Annotated in this window: 13 protein-coding genes and 1 tRNA gene; 4 read left to right on the top strand and 10 right to left on the bottom strand. The window is 27.9% G+C overall.

The window, feature by feature from the left end:
* Positions 1-425: 425 nt before the first annotated feature.
* The gene (gene ssb, locus VOI34_RS00455; RefSeq protein WP_331828704.1) at positions 426-896 is read right to left on the bottom strand and encodes a single-stranded DNA-binding protein; all 471 of its coding nucleotides are present in this window, start codon (positions 894-896) and stop codon (positions 426-428) included.
* 476 nt (positions 897-1,372) lie between these two features.
* Positions 1,373-2,746 (bottom strand): replicative DNA helicase, encoded by a 1,374-nt coding sequence (gene dnaB, locus VOI34_RS00460; protein ID WP_331828507.1) that lies wholly within the window; start codon positions 2,744-2,746, stop codon positions 1,373-1,375.
* Between the two features lie 561 nt (positions 2,747-3,307).
* Between dnaB and zur the strand changes: the two genes are divergently transcribed.
* A complete protein-coding gene (gene zur / locus VOI34_RS00465) occupies positions 3,308-3,781 on the top strand; it encodes a zinc uptake transcriptional repressor Zur (RefSeq protein ID WP_331828508.1) in 474 nt (157 codons plus the stop codon).
* Between the two features lie 207 nt (positions 3,782-3,988).
* On the opposite strand, the gene ubiA is transcribed toward zur, so the two are convergent.
* Positions 3,989-4,864, bottom strand: a complete 876-nt coding sequence (gene ubiA, locus VOI34_RS00470; protein WP_331828509.1) for a 4-hydroxybenzoate octaprenyltransferase — start codon at positions 4,862-4,864, stop codon at positions 3,989-3,991.
* Between the two features lie 340 nt (positions 4,865-5,204).
* Between ubiA and VOI34_RS00475 the strand changes: the two genes are divergently transcribed.
* Positions 5,205-6,827, top strand: coding sequence for an inorganic phosphate transporter (locus VOI34_RS00475; RefSeq protein ID WP_331828510.1), 1,623 nt, complete (start codon positions 5,205-5,207; stop codon positions 6,825-6,827).
* Positions 6,828-7,243: 416 nt separating this feature from the next.
* Here VOI34_RS00475 and VOI34_RS00480 read toward each other — a convergent pair whose 3' ends face one another.
* Positions 7,244-9,322, bottom strand: coding sequence for a M3 family metallopeptidase (locus VOI34_RS00480; RefSeq protein ID WP_331828511.1), 2,079 nt, complete (start codon positions 9,320-9,322; stop codon positions 7,244-7,246).
* A gap of 175 nt (positions 9,323-9,497) precedes the next feature.
* A tRNA-Pro gene (locus VOI34_RS00485) sits at positions 9,498-9,571 on the bottom strand.
* A gap of 367 nt (positions 9,572-9,938) precedes the next feature.
* On the opposite strand from VOI34_RS00485, the gene VOI34_RS00490 reads away from it, so the two are divergent.
* Positions 9,939-10,556, top strand: a complete 618-nt coding sequence (locus VOI34_RS00490) for a Fe-Mn family superoxide dismutase (RefSeq protein ID WP_331828512.1) — start codon at positions 9,939-9,941, stop codon at positions 10,554-10,556.
* Between the two features lie 161 nt (positions 10,557-10,717).
* Here the strand turns inward: VOI34_RS00490 and glyS are convergent, their stop codons facing one another.
* Complete coding sequence (gene glyS, locus VOI34_RS00495) at positions 10,718-12,802, bottom strand: glycine--tRNA ligase subunit beta (protein ID WP_331828513.1); 2,085 nt, start codon at positions 12,800-12,802, stop codon at positions 10,718-10,720.
* Positions 12,803-12,826: 24 nt separating this feature from the next.
* The gene (glyQ, locus tag VOI34_RS00500) at positions 12,827-13,741 is read right to left on the bottom strand and encodes a glycine--tRNA ligase subunit alpha (RefSeq protein WP_331828514.1); all 915 of its coding nucleotides are present in this window, start codon (positions 13,739-13,741) and stop codon (positions 12,827-12,829) included.
* Positions 13,742-14,181: 440 nt separating this feature from the next.
* Between glyQ and VOI34_RS00505 the strand changes: the two genes are divergently transcribed.
* The gene (locus tag VOI34_RS00505; RefSeq protein WP_331828515.1) at positions 14,182-15,189 is read left to right on the top strand and encodes an AI-2E family transporter; all 1,008 of its coding nucleotides are present in this window, start codon (positions 14,182-14,184) and stop codon (positions 15,187-15,189) included.
* A gap of 149 nt (positions 15,190-15,338) precedes the next feature.
* Here the strand turns inward: VOI34_RS00505 and VOI34_RS00510 are convergent, their stop codons facing one another.
* The 3 genes from VOI34_RS00510 to dnaN form a co-directional block, all read right to left on the bottom strand.
* Complete coding sequence (locus VOI34_RS00510; RefSeq protein ID WP_331828516.1) at positions 15,339-15,749, bottom strand: Hsp20 family protein; 411 nt, start codon at positions 15,747-15,749, stop codon at positions 15,339-15,341.
* A gap of 225 nt (positions 15,750-15,974) precedes the next feature.
* Positions 15,975-18,392 carry a DNA topoisomerase (ATP-hydrolyzing) subunit B gene (gene gyrB, locus VOI34_RS00515; RefSeq protein ID WP_331828517.1) on the bottom strand — a complete coding sequence of 806 codons (2,418 nt, stop codon included), beginning with the start codon at positions 18,390-18,392 and terminating at the stop codon, positions 15,975-15,977.
* A gap of 314 nt (positions 18,393-18,706) precedes the next feature.
* Positions 18,707-19,834, bottom strand: coding sequence for a DNA polymerase III subunit beta (gene dnaN, locus VOI34_RS00520; protein ID WP_331828518.1), 1,128 nt, complete (start codon positions 19,832-19,834; stop codon positions 18,707-18,709).
* Positions 19,835-20,111: the final 277 nt, after the last annotated feature.

The raw sequence follows: 20,111 nt of genomic DNA on the forward strand, positions 1-20,111 counted from the left end.
GTATGGATATAGCAAACTTATAATTTATAAAACAGGCAATGATATATAATTAATTTTGATTATACGCCATTTATTAACAACGATATATTTTTATATCTACTCTAACAAGTATATACTTTCATACTTTATTATTTAAATGTGCATTACTTCAATAATCTTTATGATACTGAATAACGCTTAACATAAGCTATGTTAATTAACTTTGAATTAAGAATATATATAATTTTAATTTTATAATTTAAATGATATAACAAAGATGTGAAAATATAATTAGTACATTAAAATAAACATAACGCAATTCATATATATTATGTCTATAAATTTATAAATTTAATTCAATAATAATTAAAAATTAAATATATACACATCATCTATCATGGAAAATGATGATACAAAACAAATCTTAATGTATATTTAAAATTTTTCTAAAAAGGAATATCCGATTCATCAAAGTTAATATTAGATACCTCATCGTTGTTAGATGAAGTTACGCTGTCATTATCTATTTGACCCTGATTATCTGACGATGCACTACTCTCTTCTACATGACGATGACCCAACATTTGCATTGCGCCTCCAATATTAACGACAATTTCAGTAATATATCGATCTTGTCCATTTTGATTTTGCCATTTTCTAGTTTTTAATGATCCTTCGACATATACTTGAGAACCTTTATGAAGATATTCTGATGCAATCTCTGCTAATTTTCCAAATAATACTACACGATGCCATTCAGTTCTTTCTTTAAATTCATTAGTTTGTTTATCTTTCCAAGATTCAGTGGTAGCCACAGAAATATTAGTCACTATATTACCATTAGACATATAACGAGTTTCTGGATCTTGACCAAGGTAACCAATCAAAATAACTTTATTAATCCCTCTATTAGCCACAGTTCCTCCAATAATTACCATACGATAAAATCATATGGTAATTTCAATATGATTTAAAAGTTTAAATATCTTATCGGATAGTTAACTATATAATTGATCATTATAGTCACTCAACCATAAAATCGATATTATTAACTAATATGTTTATAAAAATATTTATGTCCCAGCATATGATTCAAATATTATATTAATTTTCTTTATATAAAAGAAAAATATATTGAAAGAATAATTTTTTTGTTTATTTAATTTATTTAATAAACAATTTAAACCAAATGCAGACTTATATATAATAGTAAACTCTGAAGTGATAACTTATTGTAATTTCATTATTCTTCTAGTGATATAACACACTTTTTAAAATAACATATGTAAATTATACTATAACCTTTATAAAAGAAACACTAGGGTAACATTATACACATATAAATTATTGTCAAAATAATATCTATTATACAACTGACATAACTAATAACGTATCAATAACGAGCAGGATCAATATAATTATCAAATCGAGACCATTGTCCATTAAAAATCAATCGTATGGTACCAACAGGCCCATTACGTTGTTTCCCCAGAATAATTTCAGCAATACCTTTCATATCACTATTTTCATGATACACTTCATCACGATAAATAAATAAAATAAGATCAGCATCCTGTTCAATCGCTCCAGATTCACGAAGGTCCGAATTAATAGGATGTTTGTCAACACGTTGTTCTAAACCTCTATTTAATTGAGATATTGCTATAACTGGTACTTTTAATTCTTTAGCCAAAGCTTTTAATGATCGAGAAATTTCTGAAATCTCTAAAGTTCGATTATTAGATAAAGATGGAACCCTCATTAATTGTAAATAATCAATCATAATCAAACTTAAACCATCATGTTCACGACATAACCTACGAGCACGTCCACGTAACTCAGCAGGTGTTAGATATGAAGAATCATCAATATATATATTACGTTTCTCTAAAAGTAGCTTCATAGCACTAGTAATTCTTTCTCGATCTTCATGATTAAGCCGTCCTGTACGAATACGTACTTGGTCCACTCGAGACAATGAAGCTAACATACGTATCATAATTTGATTACCAGGCATTTCTAAACTAAATATCAATACTGGTTTTGTTTCAGTCATTGCTGCATGTTCACATAAATTCATAGCAAAAGCAGTTTTTCCCATAGAAGGACGAGCAGCTATAATAATAAGATCAGATTTTTGTAAACCATCAGTTTTTTTATCAAGATCCTTATACCCACTGGGTATGCCTGTAACACCATATTTTGGCCTATTACATACCTGCTCAATATGAGCCACTGTGTTTTCTAAAACATGATCTATTCCTTTTGGATTAAGATTATGATTACTTTTACTGCGTGAAATTTGAAAAACAAGGGACTCAGCCAAATCTAATAATTCATCACTGCTTCGTCCTTGAGGATTATATCCAGCATCAGCAATTTTATTTGCTATGGCAATCATTGCTCGTATTACTGAACGCTCACGTACTATATCAGCATACGCAACTACATTAGAAGTACTAGGAACATTTTTTGATAATTCTGCTAAATATGCAAATCCTCCTACTGATTCCAATTTTCCTTGAATTTCCAAAGATTCTGCTAGCGTTATTAAATCAATAGGTTTATTTGTTTCTAACAAACGCTTCATTTCGTTAAAAATAATTCGATGAGCATAATTAAAAAAATCATCAGTATCTACTTGTATTGATATATGCTCCCATTGAGTGTTGTCTAACATTAGACCACCTAATACTGATTGTTCAGCTTCCAACGAATATGGTGGTATTTTTATATTATTTACTTGTTGATCATGAGCAATATGCATTGTATTAATATTTTTTCCCGTATAAACTTACCATCTTCCTCAAGAATAAATATTCGAAATACTTAAATATCAAGCATCATACTTTTATTATAATATTATTTAAAATGACCACAGTAATTATACTAATTGACATCATAATCACACTATATATGAAGATATCATAATACACACATACATTAAGTTACTTGAGCTATTGTAAATAAAATTATAAAAACATGCTTTCATATTAATCCATTTTAGTATTTTTACTAACACAACTATCAAATACTGTACAGTATCAGTAATTGATTACTAATATTAAAAATATATAGAGCATTCTATTATAGGTAGAAAAATAAAATAAAGTTGTTTATATATGATTATTCTTCAATTATTTTCAATATTCATTTGTTAAATATTGTATACATAATTACTATGCAAGAATCTAATCAATTAGATAAATCTTAATTTAATATGCTATATAATTACTGCAAAACACCATTTTATTTTTTAAATATATCTTATTTGTACCTCCTATTCTAATAGAAATATGCTCCATATAATTAATAACCAAGGAACAGTATGAATACTAATGTCCAAAAAACTTTAACTCAAATTAAAAAATTATGCGAACAACGATGTGTACGTTTAACACCGCAACGATTAGCAGTATTACGATTAATATCTCAATACAACGGAGCTATCAGTGCTTATAATTTACTACATTTACTGCGACAATCGTCGCTCCCCCATGCAAAACCTTCCACTATTTATCGAGCTCTAAACTTTTTGTTAGAACAAGGATTTATTCATCGTATTGAATCTACTAACAGTTTTATGCTATGTCATTATTTTTTTGAGCTATCACATAATTTTGCTTTTTTTATTTGCAATAGCTGTAAACAAGTTACCGAACAAACAACAAAGGGTATTGAAGAAATTTTGCAAAACATGGCCAAAATTACAGGATTCACTATGTTTAACAACGTTATTGAAGCACATGGACTATGTACAAAGTGTATTAATATTCAATTACATTCATATCTTAGATCCTAATTGTTAACACACGATTCATATAATAAAATATTTTTTTATAAAATATACGGAGATACATATAAATATAAGCAATAACAAAAATTGATCTGACTTTGAATTTATAATCTAATCACATTTTGTGATTAGATTATAAAAGTTAACTAAAGGCTATAAATAAATAAACACATTCCATATGTTATCAACAGTAATGATGAATATTCCTTTAAATTAGTACAAATTTAAAGCAATTCCCATAAATATTAATGCGCCTATATAATTATTACTTAAAAAAGCTTTAAAATATTTCGTTCGTCTTTTTTTATTAATTAAAATTTGTTGCCATGCAAATATTATGATGACTCCAAATAGTGAAAAAAAATAAAATAATATAGTAAATTGTTCCTTCCACCCGATAATGCTCAATATAAATACAACAATAAACTGAAATATTCCTATGATAAATTTATCCATGTTTCCAAATAATACAGCGGACGATTTTACACCAATATATTTATCATCTTCTCTGTCTATCATAGCATATTGCGTATCATATACTATTGTCCATATAGTATTCATTACAAATAATAACCACGCGGTACTACTTATAGGATGATTAATTGCAGTAAAAGCCATTAAAATAGGCCAACTAAATAATAATCCTAACATTAGTTGGGGGAAATAAGTATATCTCTTAAGATAAGGATATACTCCAGATAATATGAGCGCTACTACAGATAAAAATATAGTGATTAAATTAAGGATTAAAACCAGTGCTAATGCAATAATGAGTAATATTAATAATACCGTTAATGCTTCCTTTTTTGTAATTGCTCCAGATGACAAAGGACGCGTTCTAGTACGTCGGACACGCCTGTCGATATCATAATCAACATAATCATTGATTATACAACCTGCAGAACGCATACATAATACACCAGTAACAAATACTATCAAAATAACATGGTCGTCAGGCATACCTCTATTCGATAACCATAACCCCCATAAAGTAGGCCAAAGCAATAGAAAAAATCCAATAGGTTGATTAATACGCATCAACTGTGCTAAATTGTAGCACTTTTTAATAAAAAATAGCCTATTTGACATAAAATTAGTAAATAATATAATTATTATCTGTACCTATAACACTATCAAGAACTGGTATCTTTACAACAGTGTGCGTAAATGATATGAAAGACACTCATTTTTCTTATATTTAATGGATAATTACATACTACTATGTATATCCATTGTAATTTATTACACCAATAAATATCATGTTACATACAATAGGAAACTGATATGAAACTTTTTATAAAAGAATGATCATATGACAACACAATATATCATTGAATATATGATCACTATAAAAAATATATTTTTTTTTTCTACATAGATTCTCATAGATAATACGAATTTTATCATTTTAATAATGGCGTATTTTCTTATGTCACATTTTCTCTTCAACTTAGAAATACATATCAGAATTATGTTGATTCTTGCATTAATTCTTGTATTTATTTATGAAGCTATTAATGGTTTTCATGATACTGCTAATTCTGTAGTCACCGTAATTTATACTTGCGCATTACGTTCTCATAGCGCGGTATTAATGTCAGGAATATTTAATTTTTTAGGAGTAATATTAAGTGGTTTAAGTGTTGCATATACAATTATTCATTTACTTCCTACATATTTCTTTACAAATACTAATCCCAACCATATTCTAGCTATGATTTTTTCTATGTTATTTGCGGCAATACTATGGAATCTTGGAACATGGTACTTCAGATTACCTACTTCCAGTTCTCACACTTTGATTGGTACGTTAATCGGAATTGGAGTAGTTCATGCAATCATTACACATTGCCCAATGATGCAAGGATTGAATATTCCGCAACTAATTAACATTTTTTTATCATTAATAATATCACCGATAATAGGTTTAACATTAGCTAGAATAATGATGCTGATACTATGTCGATATTGGAATAATGAAAAAAAACACAAAGATATTCATATAACCCCAACTCAACAAACACAAGAATATGGAAGACCTCAACCCTCATTATGGACTCGCGTTGTACTAATTTTATCTGCAGCTGGAGTCAGTTTTTCTCATGGAGCAAATGATGGACAGAAAGGGATTGGTCTGATTATGCTACTTCTAATAGGAGTAGCTCCAGCAAGTTTTATGCTTAATATGAATGCTAGTAGTCATGATATTTCACGTACTCGAAATGCAGTCAACAATTTTTACGAATATTATAGTCAACACTACAACAATTTTAAAACTATCATCCCATCAGAAATAACATCCATACCCATGTCGATAGCATTAAATCAATTAAAAGTTATTGTTCCTTCCATCACAAATTCTACACAAATTTTTATAAAAAACAATAACATAACATATTTTAATCAATGCCTATCTTCTCCAGACACAGAGATGCAAGTAAAAAAATTTTTATATGATTTATCATTAACCCTTACTATTATTCATAACGCTGCATTATTACTTGAAAATTTAGACAATTATGCACAACTAAATATAGAACAACGTTCTCAAATGAGGCAATTACTGATCTATATAGTAGATATTTTAGATCAAATAGTAGCGCTTCCAGAAACCTCTCATAATAATAAAAATTTTCTTAATCATTTAAAAGAACATTTACTAAATACAGTTGAATATGCCCCTACTTGGATCATTTTAGCTGTTGCACTATCATTATCTTTAGGTACAATAATTGGCTGGAAACGAGTTGCCATCACTATTGGTGAAAAAATAGGAAAAAAGGAAATGACTTATGCGCAAGGTCTATCAGCGCAACTGACTACTGCTATATCTATAGGAACAGCTAGTTATGCTGGAATGCCAGTTTCTACTACTCATGTATTGTCTTCGTCTATCACAGGAAGCATGCTAATGCGTGGCTGGGGAGTACAAAAGAAAACAATAAAAAACATATTAATAACTTGGTCATTAACCTTACCTGTATCTATTATATTAAGTGGAAGTTTCTATTGGGTTACATTAAAATTATTACATAAATACATTCAAATATAAATCATATAGATATGATAAAATTTTTTAACAATAATCTTTTATCTAGTTCTATTGTATTAGAAAACAAAAATTTTTTTAATTTTAATAATATGTTTTTAAAATTAGAAAAATTTTTATAATTGTTTTATATAAAATATTATTATTTTAAATTTAATTGATATTCTTATTCATATACGATATTCTAACCTGATATATTAAGCTAATCATTAGAAACTTTTTATAAAACTAAAGTAAATACAACATATATATAATTTATACTTCGCTGACCTTTATCACAAACAATTTAAAACAAATATCTACATCGTCTTGAAAAGATTCTCATATATTATGATTATTAATAATCATGTAATTTATAAACAATTTATTATACTTAATTTACTATACAGTAAATTGAAACCATGCACATTAATAATAAATTATAGCTGTGTCCACAAATGATTATCTGTAGATACAGGAACTTCATAGTATCGTAACATAGATTCTAATGTCACTGCGTGTTCACAAAATTCTATAAGACATTGTCTCAAATCAATAATTCCTCCTAATGCAATAATATTATTAAAAAATAATTTTCCTATTTTTGCATTAAGAATACCGGATTTTTTAAAACGACACCAAACGTTAGATGCTAGCATATCTGCCCATAAATAACTATAATATCCTGCCCCATAGCCATCAGAAAAAATATGAATAAAAGAATGAGGGAACCGTTCCCAATTTTTTGGAAAATGATGTGTCGATATTTGTTTTACTACTTCATTAAATACTTTTAATATATTTCCCTGTTCTCCTGGAATATACTCATAGTGTATTCGTAAATCAAACAATCCGTATATTACCTGACGTAAAAGATAAGATGATGATTGATATGTTTTTGTTTTTAGTAAATTGTTTATTATACAATCAGATAATGGTTCCTTTGTTTGATGATGCGCAGAAATTAGTCGTAATACATCAGGTTCCCAACAAAATTTTTCCATAAGTTGACTAGGTAATTCTACTGAATCCCAAGGTACTCCATTAATTCCGGATATTTCTGGAACATCAATATGGGTCATAACATGATGCAATACATGTCCAAATTCATGAAATAAAGTAATTACATCATTATGTGTCAACAAACATGACGATTTTTTATTTTCTGAACAACTAAAATTACAAGTTAGGTATGCAATAGGTTTTTGGCTAATAGCACCTTTTCGGTACATCATACCTACGAATTCATCCATCCAAGCACCTTCTCGTTTATCTTCTCTAAGATAGAGATCTAAATAAAATCCTCCCATCCATTTATTTTCATCATCAAAAATATCAAAAAATCGTACATCAGTATGCCATGTTTCTATATTATAACGTTCTTTAATAAAAATTCCATAAATACGATTCACTACTGAAAACATGCCATGCAGTACTGTTCTTTCAGGAAAATAGTAACGTAACTCTTCATTCGTAATAGAAAAAAGATATTTTTTTCGTTTCTCTCTATAATACGCAAGATCCCACGGATTTAAAGATGTACAGGAATATTGTATTTTAGCAAAATTTTGCGTTTCTAAAAATTCCTTATATTCATTATGAGATATTTGAGTAGATAAACTTGTAAGAAAATTAAATACTTGTTTTGGACTTTGTATCATTCTTTTCATTAAAGATTTTTCAAGATAATTATTAAATCCTAATATTTGTGCTGATTCATGACGTAATGCTAAAATTTCATCCATTATTACAGTATTATCCCACTTCCCGCTATTAGGTCCTTGATCAGAAGCTCGAGTATTAAAAGCCCAATATAATTCTTCTCTAAGTTCTTGAGTGTCACAATATAAAAGAACTGAAGAATAACTAGGATATTGCAATGTAAATAACCATCCATTTTTCCCGTGAGCTTTCGCTTCCAAGCGAGCACTTTCCAATCTATCCTCCGGTATACCAGATAGTACCTTCTTTTCAGTAACTAATTTATTCCAACCTGATGTTGCATCAAATACATTATTAGCATAATTTAAACTCAACTGTGACAACCGAGAAGTTATATAGATATATTTTTTTTTCTGTTTCAGAGATAGATCAACTCCCGATAATCTAAAATTACACAAAATATTATTTATAACTTTTTTTTGTACTATACTTAATTGCTGATAAGAGTCTCCATTCTGTAATAACTGATAAGATTTATATAAACCATCATGCTGATTAATCCAATTTTTATATTCAGATATAAATAATAAGCTTTCTTCATAAACCTTACGTAATTCTAAATTATGTTTTACAGAATTTAAATGCGCTATCGGAGACCAAGTACGTTGCAATTCATTTTCTGCAATCATTAATGGATAATATAATGTATCCCAAGTTATATCTTCTTCTGATACAACTTGATCTACCGTATTATAGCAATTAGTCAAAACCTGTTTTATAGATTCTTTTATATATTTTGGATCAATAGAAGAAAATAAAGGAAACATAAAAGAATGAAATAATGAATTATTGTTCATACAGAAAACCTTTATTTTATAACTACATTTTCTAATTTTAAAAATCTTACGCTATATATAGATATATAACGTATATATCTAATATGATATATATCATTATCTGTTAAATAATTTTAATAAAAATATCATTCACAATTACTCTATTGTTAGATACAAAAATATTAAATATATCTTCTCGGTGAGGAAGGATTTGAACCTCCGACCTATACGACCCGAACGTATTGCGCTACCAAACTACGCCACTCACCGTTCTATAATATAAAATATTTCTTGCTTTTACCAAACATGGGCATATGGTATAACAGATAAAATTTAAGTATTATTAATATAATCTGAATAAATAATAACAGCATTAATCAAATATTTAAACTATAAACAAAAAACAAATAACATCATTTAAATAATAAAATTATATTAACGCATTCTTTCGATAATAATACATCTAAAATAAAAATATATTGTATATTTTTATTGCTGAGTAATATGAAAATGTTGTATAAGTTATATTTGTCAGTAAATTATCTAAAAAACAATATTACTATTTATTATATATTTTTGATATTACTGGTTTTTAAATTATTATTGTAATATTCACATAATCATGGAGAATTACATTATGAGTTTTACATTACCTTCTTTAACTTATCCATATGATGCTTTAGAACCATTTTTTGATGAACAAACTATGAAGATTCATCATACAAAACATCACCAAGCATATATTGATAATACTAATGCAGCACTAATTGATTTACCTGAATTTTCTAATTTACCTATTATAGAATTAATAAAAAAATTAAATAACTTGCCTGACCAAAAAAAAACTATATTACGTAATAATGCTGGAGGCCATATCAATCATTGCCTTTTTTGGAAATCTCTTAAAAAGAATACTACGCTTAAAGGATCATTGAAAGATGCAATAGAATACAATTTTTCAAGTATCTCTTCTTTTAAAGACCGTTTTGAAAAAACTGCTATCAGTCATTTCGGATCTGGTTGGGTATGGTTAACAAAACAAAATGATACTTTATCTATAGTATCTACCGCTAATCAAGATAACCCATTAATGGGAACAGATATTTCTGGATCAGATGGATACCCAATTCTTGGATTAGATGTTTGGGAACATGCTTACTATTTAAAATATCAAAATCGTCGGTTAGATTATATTAAATCTTTTTGGAATATAGTTAACTGGGACGAGGTATGTGCACAATTTAATTACGTATAAAATATTATTAATTCACTAATATGTCAAATATTATAATATATTCAAGCATTTGTTCTTATACTAAATATTTAGTTTATAAGTTTACGTGCTTGAATATGAAATTTTTAACCCGAACGTACTTTCATTAAACAATAAAAATGATAAACATGTATAACATGAGATTAAAAATGTAATAGCGAAACATCTGCTACCTTTAAAAATAAATTTTTTACTTTATTCAGCAAAGTTAAACGATTAATTTGTATATGTTCATTTTTGTCCATAATCATAACATTATCAAAAAACACATTTATTGCACTAAATATTGTTATCATAACAACTAATGCATCGTAATAACTATGCCGAGCACATAATTCCTGCAATTTCTTTTCTATTGCAATTACTTGCATAGCAAAATGCATTTCTTCTGGTATTTTAAACAAACAAAATTTAACATCATCATTATATGATGTTTGTTTTCTTGATAAAATGTTCGATATTCTTTTATAAATTAAATTTAATTTAACACTTTCCTCTTTTTTTGATGTACAAAAATAAGATACCGCTTCTATTCGGGCATCAATGTCTACTATACTGGAAGTTTCAACGTTTAACACTGCCTTTATAATATCTGATCTATAACCTCTCGCGGAATACCACGAAAACAAACGATTATACATAAAATTATGGATATCGTTAATAACTGATACATTAGTTAGTTGTTCACCATATAATTCCACTGATTTTTGTATTAAAGATAATAAATTTAACGGTAATTTTTTATATATCAAAATACGTAATATTCCAATAGCAGATCTTTTTAAAGCAAATGGATCTCTATTACCTTTTGGAAATTCTTCAATTCCAAATATACCTGAGATAGTATCTATTTTATCTGCAATAGATACAACACAAGAAACATAAGTTGTAGGTAACGTATCTTCAGAAAATCGTGGTTGATAATGTTCTTTTTGTGCTACTGCTATTTCTTCTGATTCCCCATCCCGGCGAGCATAATACATACCAATAATGCCTTGAGTTGAAGGAAACTCAAATACCATATTACTCATAAGATCACACTTACATAGATATCCAGCACGTTTTGTTTGTTGGATATCTGCATCTATTTGATTAGCTATCCAACCAGATAGCTCTTCTATACGCCAACTTTTATCACGTAGCGTACCAAGTTTTCTATGAAACAAAACAGAATTTAATTTGGGAATATAATCCTCTAAACGACATTTATTATCATTTCTTAAAAAAAATTCCGCATCCATTAAACGTGGGGTTATTACGTTCTCATGGCCAATAATAATTGGTTCATAATTATTTGAAATAGTATTTGCTACAAAAATAAAATATGGTAACAACATACCATTAATAAAATTGTATACCGGAAAATATCTTTGATCGTACCTCATAATATGGACTATTACTTCATGCGGTAATGCTAAAAATTTCTCATCAAATCGACCGGAAAGAATTACGGGCCATTCTACTAAAGAAGTCACCTCTTCCAACAAACTATCATCTTGAAAATCTATAACTCCTCCAAGTTTTTCAGCTTCTTTTTCTACCGCAGATCGTATAATATTTTTTCGTACAATGTAATCCGCTATTACCCAACCATTTTTAGTTAAAATATCTGGATAATAATCTGCATGTTCAAGAATAATTTTATCATCTTGCATACATCTATTACCATGCAGCACTCGATCTGTTTTTATACCAAAAAAACAACCTCGAATAAGATATGTATCTAACAATACGATCATAGTTCGCACAGGTCTAACAAATGGGATCTCTATATCTCCCCAACGCATCATTGCGTAATTATTTAATTTTTCTAAAGCAATACTAATTATTTTACAGAATAAATATTCATAATTCTTATGTACTACTACATTGTCGTCACATTGCAATATTTTTTGATAGTTATTGGTTTGTATACTATTCTGAATATTCATTTTACTCGTTATTAATTTTTTTTGATTATATACATCTTTAATATATCTATTACATATATTATCATCGTCTATTTGATTAATAGATATAGTGTTATGATGAAGATCTCCTTTTATTCTTATACTAGCCTTAACCGCTAAGCGACATGCAGATGCAAACCAATTAATCTTATCACAAACAAAATTATTCTTTTTTAAGCCATTAATAATCTGATTAAAAAAGTCTTTTCCTAATTTTTTTAAAAGTTTCGATGGCAACGATTCAGTACCAATCTCTACTAAAAAGGTATACTTTTTCATAATAAATATTATCCTTGTATTACATTATGATTTCTTTATACACATAGGGAATCCTAATTTTTTACGAAATATGTAATAAGTCTCTGCTATCATTTTTGATAACTTACGAATACGTAGAATATAATTTTTTCTTTCTGTAGTAGAAATCAATTTTCTAGCATCTAATAAATTAAAAATATGTATCGCTTTTAAAATTCGTTCATATGCTGGAATAAGTAATGGTTGCGTCATAGTAATTAAATTTTCTACTTCATTTTCATATTGACCAAAAATTCTAAACAAAAATTTAATATCCGTATGTTCACAATTATAAGTTGATTGTTCTAATTCATTTTGACGAAATAAATCTCCATACGTAACCAATCCTTGTGCACTAGGTCCCCAAACTAAATCATAAACATTATTCGCGCCTTGTAGAAATAAAGCTAACCGCTCTAGTCCATAAGTTATCTCTCCTGTAACAGGGTTGCATTCTAATCCACCCATTTGCTGAAAATAAGTGAATTGTGTTATTTCCATGCCATTTAACCGAATTTCCCAACCTAATCCCCATGCTCCAAGTGTAGGGTTTTCCCAGTTGTCTTCAATAAAACAAATATCATTTTTTATATGATTTAATCCAAGCGCTTTTAAAGAATCTAAATATAATTTTAGCATATTTTTAGGAGAAGGTTTCATAATCACTTGAAACTGATAATATTGCTGCAATCTATTTGGATTTTGGCCATATCGGCTGTCCATAGGACGACGAGATACTTGAACATAAGCAATTGAAGCAGGTTCTGGGCCAATAGCATTAAAAAAAGTAATAGGATGTGAGGTTGCTGCTCCAACTTCTATATCTAATGGTTGAGCTATGATACAACCACAACATTTCCAATAACATTCTAACGCTTGTATTAATCCTTGAAAAGTCTTCGAACTATCACTATAGTACATTTTATTTTATTTATTTAAAAAATTTTAATATTGCATATCTATAATAACATCAATTATTTCAATATTATTTATGATACAATTATACAATAAAAAATGATATATATTCACTGACAGTAATTGTCATTATATCACCAAAAAATCTTTTAAACTAAAAATCAGCATATACTTGTGCATATAAGAAATTAAAATATATCAACATCCATATTTTTATTTTTATTAAAAATAATGTGCTTTTTTTTGTTGCGTATACACTCAATATTTATTAAAAGAATATAAATAAATTACTTAAACATATCAATTTTATAATTAACTTTAAAAATATGCTATATGACGATATAAAAATCCATATACATAAAATTATAAAGCCTTTGAGTTAGTCTGAACCTTGATAAGAAACTATATATGTTTCCAATATTTATATATTATTAGGAAATAAAAAAATGATTTCCCAAGAAACACCGATCATGATAATTTCTTATATAATAATGTTTACAGGTATAATGATTATTATACCATTAGGTTTATTTCCTTGTTTTTTTTCTGGATTTTTAACTTATGAAATTATAGTATCTTCCGCATCTTACTTTGAACGTTTTGTTGGAATCAATCGTGCTCGTTGGGTTTCTGTGATACTAATAACAATTAGTATCATTATTATTATCACTATAGGAATCATTAATTGTACTAATTTTTTCACAGAAGACATTAATAAAATTAGTATTTCTATTGAAATTAATCGAATTTTTTCTGATTTAAAAAAACGACTCCCCGATTTTTTACCCTCTTTCTTACCAAATACTACCGAAGAACTAAAAGATCAAATATTTAATTGGATTGAATCAAACTTAATTCTTATCCGAAATATGGGACATACTTTCCTGCACGGATTTATCACTTTACTAATAGGGCTAGTAATTGGTACCCTGGTGTCTTGTACTAAATCTACAAAAAACTATGCCAACGATACATATTTTACTATCCAACTATCAGAACGTATATATAACCTTTCTCAAGCATTTCGTAATATTGTTTTTGCTCAAATTAAAATTTCTTTAGTAAATACATTATTAACATCTGTTATGATTTTTGTTCTATTGCCATTAATTGAAAAACCTTTGCCATTAGGAAAAACTTTAATTATTATTACTTTTATTTTAGGTATGTTACCAATTATAGGAAATCTTATTTCTAATATTATGATCACTATCTCTGCTTTATCTATTTCATTAAGCATTGGGATGATAATGTTTATTTATTTAATACTAATTCATAAATTAGAATATTTTCTAAATGCTGAAATTATTGGAAACAGAATTAATGCTAACCCTTGGGAATTGATACTTTCCATGCTTTTGCTAGAAGCAATATTCGGGCTAGAAGGTTTGATAGCAGCTCCAATTTTTTATGCTTATTTAAAAACCGAACTACGTTTAAAAAAACTAATTTAGTATTTCAATCCAAAAAATACATACATAAATAATTAATAACAATCATTAAAACGAAAGACGATCAAAATCGGGCTTTTTGTGTATAAAATTAATAAATTAAGCCCGATTTTGATCGTACAAACACAATAATACAACAAAAAATCTAATTACTACTTAATTTCTATGCGTCTTGGTTTTAATGTATCTGGTAATATTCTTTCCAAATGTATATAAAGAATCCCACATTCCAAATTTGCTCCTGTTATTTGAATATGCTCAGATAATTGAAATTTTCTTTCAAAATCATGCTCAGTAATACCTTGATACAAGTAATTTTTAGCATTTTGATGAGAATCAACATGCACTCCTTTTACTACTAACATGTTATCATGCATTGTGATATCCAATTCACTATTTGTAAAACCAGCTACTACAATAGAAATACAATATTTGTGCTCACTAACCAATTCAACATTATAAGGTGGATAATTTCCATTACTTTGTCCAACTTCCAAAAAATTAACCAATCTATCAAATCCAATAACAGAACCATATAACGGAGAAAAATCAAAATTACGCATTTATAACACTCCTAATAAAGTGATTGCTAAATTTTATAAATATAAGTACATTGAGATTTAATTATTGATATCAGTCATACTAAAATCACCATCTACATCATGGTATTATATATGCTTATGATATCAACTATACGATTACATAGTAGTAAACTTATTTAAACAAATAATGTAATAACACATAGTTTACTACATAATAGTATACACAAGATTTTTATCTCATATATATTAATAATCTATATTTGTTGCTTTCAATGCATTTTCTTCAATAAATGCACGTCTTGGTTCAACCAAATCACCCATAAGCGTGGTAAACAAATGATCAGCTTTTATCGCGTCTTTTATTGTGACGCGCAACATACATCTATTTTTAGGATTCATAGTTGTTTCCCATAACTGACCCGGATTCATTTCACCTAGTCCTTTATAACGTTGTACTATTAATCCTTTTCGAGATTCTTGCATAAGCCACTCTATTGCTTGATCAAAAGAACATACTTTTTTACGATATAACCCATATTCTATATATGCATTATCTGAAAGAAATAACTCATTCATTCTTATTCCAAAAGATACTAATTTTCTATATTCATAACTTTTAATAAAATCCATACTTAGCACATAATCTATATCTACCCCATATGTTCGTATACGTAATATTGGCTCAAAATATTTATGCTCATGATTTTTTAAGATAATAAAATTATAACTGCTGCCATATTCTTCAAAATGACGCAACGATTTAACTAAAGATGCCATCCATATTTCAACACTGTCATAATAGTACCATTGCTCTTCGGATAAAACTGAATGATAAACTAATCTATTAAGTAATACCTTTGGAAATTGACGTTCCATACGAATAATGATTTTTCGTATTAAATAATATTCAAAAATTAATTGTTCCAATATTTTTCCTATTAAAGGAGGCGTATGAGAATTAACATAAAAACGAGCATTAATTACTGCCGTTGATATTTGATATTTATTCATCGCTTCTTCGTCCTTAAAGTATTGTTCTATATGTCCTTTCTGTACCTTATATAAAGGAGGTTGTGCAATAAATATATGTCCTCTCTCAATAATTTCTGGCATCTGACGATAAAAAAAAGTTAATAACAAAGTACGAATATGAGCTCCATCGACATCTGCATCCGTCATAACTATAATGTTATGATATCGTAATTTATCTGGATTATATTCATTTGGGCCAATTCCACATCCAAGTGCAGTAATTAACGTCACTACTTCTTGAGAAGTCAACATTTTATCAAAACGTGCTTTTTCTACATTCAATATTTTACCCTTAAGCGGTAAAATTGCTTGATTTTTACGATTTCTACCTTGCTTCGCAGAACCACCAGCAGAATCTCCTTCTACCAAATATAATTCAGAATAAGCTGGATTTTTTTCTTGACAATCAGCTAATTTACCTGGAAGTGTTGAAAAATCAGATAGTCCTTTACGACGCGTCAAATCCCTAATTTTTCGCGCTGCTTCCCGGGCGCGAGCTGCTCCTATAACTTTATTTATTATATTCTTAGAATCTGATGGATTTTCTAAAAAAAATTCAATCAATTTTTCATAAATTAATGATTCAACGGCAGTTTTCACTTCTGATGAAACTAATTTATCTTTAGTTTGAGAAGAAAATTTTGGGTCTGGTATTTTAATAGATAATATAGCAACTAATCCTTCTCTAGCGTCATCTCCTATGGTAACAACCTTAACTTTTCTATTATATCCCTCCTTATCCATATAAAAATGCATTGTCCTTGTAATAGCAGCTTTTAATCCTGCCAAATGAGTTCCACCATCCCTTTGTGGAATATTATTAGTAAAAGAATATATTTTTTCTTGAAAGTTATCATTCCATTGCAACGCAACTTCTATGCTAATTTCTCCTTTATTTCCTAAACAATGAAATATATTAGGATGAATTGGTATTTTATTAATGCTTAAATATTTTACGAAAGCTTTTATTCCACCTGAACAACAAAAATTTTCTTTTTTATTGTTACGATAATCATTTAAAATAATTGAAATTCCAGAATTCAAAAATGATAATTCTTGAAAACGTCTCGCTAATATAGCATACTGAAATTCAGTTTTGTTTGTAAATATTTTAAGACTTGGCCAAAAACGCACCATAGTACCACTATGTTCACTATTTCCTATAATTTCTAAAGGTGATTGTGGTTTTCCTTCATAATACATTTGCTTATATATTTTAAAATCTCTTTTTATTACTAACTCTAACCGTTCTGACAATGCATTTACTACCGATACTCCAACACCATGCAATCCTCCTGACACTTTATAATTACTATTATCAAATTTCCCTCCTGCATGTAATACAGTCATAATTACTTCAGCTGCAGATACTCCTTCTTCTTCATGTATACCTGTAGGAATACCACGTCCATCGTCCTGAACTGACACTGAATTATCTTGATGAATTGTTACAACTATTTTTTGACAATATCCCGAAATAGCTTCATCAATGGCATTATCCACTACTTCAAACACCATGTGGTGTAATCCCGTCCCGTCATCAGTATCTCCAATATACATCCCAGGACGTTTTCGTACCGCATCTAATCCCTTTAATATCTTAATACTTGAAGAATCATAAGAACTCAACATGACCTTATTCCTGTATAATGCACATATAATATAAATTAATAGTTATAAATATACATATCAAAGATAGTCATTATCGAATCATTGCTATTTTTGCAAATTATACCGTATCTAATGCGTAAATAACTATTTCTCATATCACCAGCCCCTATTTACATAAGAACAAACATAGATTTGCATTATGCAATTTTTTAATTTTAAATATATAATTATATATGCAGATTATTTATTATGATTTTATTATTAACTGTACACTCAAAATTTAACACGTATTTAAATGTTAAAATACATATTAACTTATAATCTGTAAATTGTTTTTACACTCGAATTGGCATAACAATATAAGTTGCATCGTAATATTTCTCTATGCCTTCAATTTGAACGCTAGATATCTCATTCGTAAAAAAAAACCGTAAAATTTGTGCGCGTGCCATTACATGAATCACATCAAGCAAATAATCTACATTAAAAGATATTTTTATATCCTTACCTGCATATGAAACATCCAAAATTTCTTCGGACGCTTCATATTCAAAATTATGTGTAGTTATTTTTAATTGATTAGTGATTAACGTAAATTGAACGATACGAAGTTTCTCATTGGAAAGAATCGCTGCACGTTTTAAAGCATGTTTCATAACATCACATGATACCTCTAAAATATTTTTCGGTTGTTTTAAAAAAATATCATGACAATTTGGAAATACAGCGTCAATCAATTTAGAAGTAAAAGTATAATTATCCATCTTCATACGAATGCTATTATTATTTGTTTGAATATTTACTATTTTTTTTCCAATATTTAATAAACGTAAAATTTCAATAATTCCTTTACGAGGTATGATAACTGATTGATAAGGTAACAATGAGTCTACAATAGTTTTACAACTTGCTAAACGATGCCCATCCGTTGCTATAATACGTAAAGTATGTTCCTTGGTTTCAAAAAACATACCATTTAGGTAATAACGCGCATCTTGCTGCCCCATAGAAAATTGGGTTAATTCAATCATTTCTTTCAAAGTAGATTGCGATATAATTAACTTTATTCTATTATTCCATTCTTCTAATTTAGGAAAATCTGATGCAGAAAAAGTGGATAAAGAAAATGTACTGTATCCAGAACAAATAATTAATTTATTATCTTGTAACATAATGGACATTTTTGATGATCCAGGTAAACTACGACAGATTTCAAAAAACTTACGCCCTGGCGCCGTAATTGACCCAATAGGATATTTATCTCCTAACATCACTTTAGCTGTTATCTCTATTTCCAAGTCTGTAGCGGTAATATATAAACAATCATCATTAATTTTTAACAATACATGAGTCAAAATAGGCATCCTTGGTCTCCCACTAATAATACTTACAACTTTTTGTAAAGGTTGATACAAGGACGTCCTACTTACTGAAAAATTTATAGTAGATTTATTAGACGACATTTTAATTAATTACATAATAATCATTATAAACTGAAAACCCAAACTAATTACACAATAATAAAGTGTATAAAACTAAAAACATAAACCTATTAATAATGATATTAAAGTATATATCATATATTAAAATAACTAGTTACCCCATGTTAACATTATTATAACAAAATCCATTATTTATAAAAAACAATAAGATAAATTTTTTAAATGTTTTTTGACTTTTTATACACTATCCTATAACATAAAAACTGATTTCACATAGGATAACTAAATAAATAATTAA

It is taken from the genome of Candidatus Blochmannia sp. SNP (assembly GCF_036549215.1).
Classification (GTDB): domain Bacteria; phylum Pseudomonadota; class Gammaproteobacteria; order Enterobacterales; family Enterobacteriaceae; genus Blochmanniella.